Source organism: Alcanivorax sp. HI0083, assembly GCF_001635175.1.
Window position 1 is genome coordinate 1 of record NZ_LWFX01001225.1, and the last position, 2,195, is coordinate 2,195.

3 protein-coding genes are annotated in these 2,195 nt (G+C 59.6%); 1 reads left to right on the forward strand and 2 read right to left on the reverse strand.

Annotated elements, in window-relative coordinates:
• Both A3754_RS17815 and rsgA read right to left on the reverse strand, forming a co-directional pair.
• Window positions 1-451, reverse strand: a 451-nt coding sequence (locus A3754_RS17815; RefSeq protein ID WP_255363143.1) for a sulfurtransferase, incomplete at its 3' end; no start/stop codon positions are given.
• 98 nt (window positions 452-549) lie between these two features.
• Window positions 550-1,599 (reverse strand): small ribosomal subunit biogenesis GTPase RsgA, encoded by a 1,050-nt coding sequence (gene rsgA, locus A3754_RS17820; RefSeq protein WP_063520777.1) that lies wholly within the window; start codon window positions 1,597-1,599, stop codon window positions 550-552.
• A gap of 100 nt (window positions 1,600-1,699) precedes the next feature.
• Between rsgA and orn the strand changes: the two genes are divergently transcribed.
• Window positions 1,700-2,195, forward strand: a 496-nt coding sequence (gene orn, locus A3754_RS17825; protein ID WP_063520778.1) for an oligoribonuclease, incomplete at its 3' end; no start/stop codon positions are given.

Here is a 2,195-nt window from a genome sequence, read left to right on the forward strand (position 1 = left end):
GCAGATAATCCAGATCCACTTCGGTGACAGGGTCGTGGGCGCCGACTTCGTAATCGCTGGGGGTGGGATCGTGGGCTTCGCTGCTGGTGGGGTGGCCTTCGGCCAGCCAGGCGTGGATGCCCCCGTTCAGGTAGCTGTAACGCTTGTGGCCGATGGCGTCCAGGGTCCACAGCAGACGCCCGGCCCAGCCGCCGCCTTCGTCGTCATAGGCGACCACATGGGTGTCCGGTGTCAGCCCCAGCTCGGAGAAAAGGTCACTGAGGGCGTCATCGGAAGGGATCATGCCCGGTGCTGGCTGTGCGCCGGTCTGTAAACGCCTGAAATCCAGGTGAATGGCGCCGGGAACATGGGCCTGGACGTAAACCGGGGGCTTGCTCAGGTCGATGATGAGCAGTTTGTCGTCGTCAAGGCGATCGGCGAGTTCGGCGGGTTCGAGCAGCAGTGGCAGCATAAAAGGCAATGAATAGTTAATAATGAATAATTAATAGCGAAACAACTTCGCGCAGCGAAGTCCAATTATTAACTATTCATTATTCATTATTAACTGGTTCACTGATACCTCTCCCGCCCTTCCTCGTCCAGGGTGTCGGCAATCTGGTAGAAGTTACTCAGCCGTTCCTCGTCGATATCGCCATTTTCGGCGGCGTTGATCAGCGCGCAGCCCGGCTCGTTGCGGTGTGAACAGTTGCGGAATTTGCAGTGGCCGGCCAGCTCCGACAGCTCCCGGTAGCCGTGCAACAGGTCGTCTTCACCGATGTGCCACAGGCCGAATTCACGGATACCGGGGGAATCAATCAATTGGCCACCGGTGGGCAGGTGAACCAGCCGGGCGGTGACGGTGGTGTGCTGGCCCAGGCCGGAGTTGCTGGACAGCTCGCCCACCTGCAGATCCGCTTCCGGCAGTACGCCATTGACCAGTGAGGACTTGCCCACCCCGGACTGCCCCACAAACACGCTGGTCTTGCCAATCAGGGCCTCGTGTAACGGTGCCAGTCCTTCGCTCTGGTGAGCGCACACTTCCAGTACCGGATAACCGAGGCGGCGATACATGTCGGACAGTTCATCCACAAAGGGGCGCAGGGTTTCGTCGATCAGGTCGGCCTTGTTGAGCACCAGGGTGGCGGGGATATTGGACAGCTCGGCGGCCACCAGATAACGGTCCAGCAGGGCGCTTGAGGGTGTGGGAAGCGGCGCGAACACCACCAGCATCTGCTCCACGTTGGCGGCCACCGGTTTCAGGTTACCGTACAGGTCCGGGCGCTTGAGCACCGTGTCGCGAGGCTCGATGGCGACGACCACGCCCAGCCCTTCGCTTTTGGGCGGCTGCCAGATCACCTTGTCGCCAACAACCAGCTGTTCCAGGGTGGCGCGAAAGTGACACCGCCGTGTCTTTCGGTTTTCACCATTCGGGCCGTCCGCATTTTCCACTTCCACCTGCTGGCCGAAGTGGGCAGTGATAAATCCGTGTTGCTCATCGCCCAGATCGTCGGCCACCAGGATCTCCTGCTGGTCGGTGCGGCGGTTGGCGCGGTCGCGCTTTTCCGCCTGGATCTTTTCGATGCGCCAGCGTTGGCGGCGATTGAGTTTGCGTTTGGCCACGGGTTATTGCGGTCCTGTCTTCGGGTATGAGATCTAGTATGACAATGGGGGCATGCTACCATGGAGGCCACATTCCGCGTAGCAAAGAGATGCCGAGCCCATGACCGACAAGCGTAATAATCTGATCTGGATCGATCTGGAAATGACCGGCCTGAGCCCGGAAAACGATCGCATCATCGAGATCGCCACCATTGTCACCGATGCCGAGTTGAATGTGCTGGCAGAAGGGCCGGTGCTGGCGGTGCATCAGAGCGATGCGCTACTGGATGGCATGGACGAATGGAATACCACCCACCATAACAACTCCGGGCTGGTGGCGCGGGTGAAAGCCAGCATGGTGAATGACGCGGCCGCAGAGTCCCAGACCATCGCGTTTCTGGAGCAGTACGTGGAAGCGGGCATGTCGCCCATGTGCGGCAACAGCATCTGCCAGGACCGCCGTTTCCTGGCCAACTACATGCCGAAACTGGAAGCCTTCTTCCATTACCGCAATCTGGACGTGTCCACCCTGAAAGAGCTGGCGCGGCGTTGGAAGCCGGAAATCCTGCCGGGCTTCAGTAAAGAGAACAAGCATTTGGCGCTTGATGATATTCGCG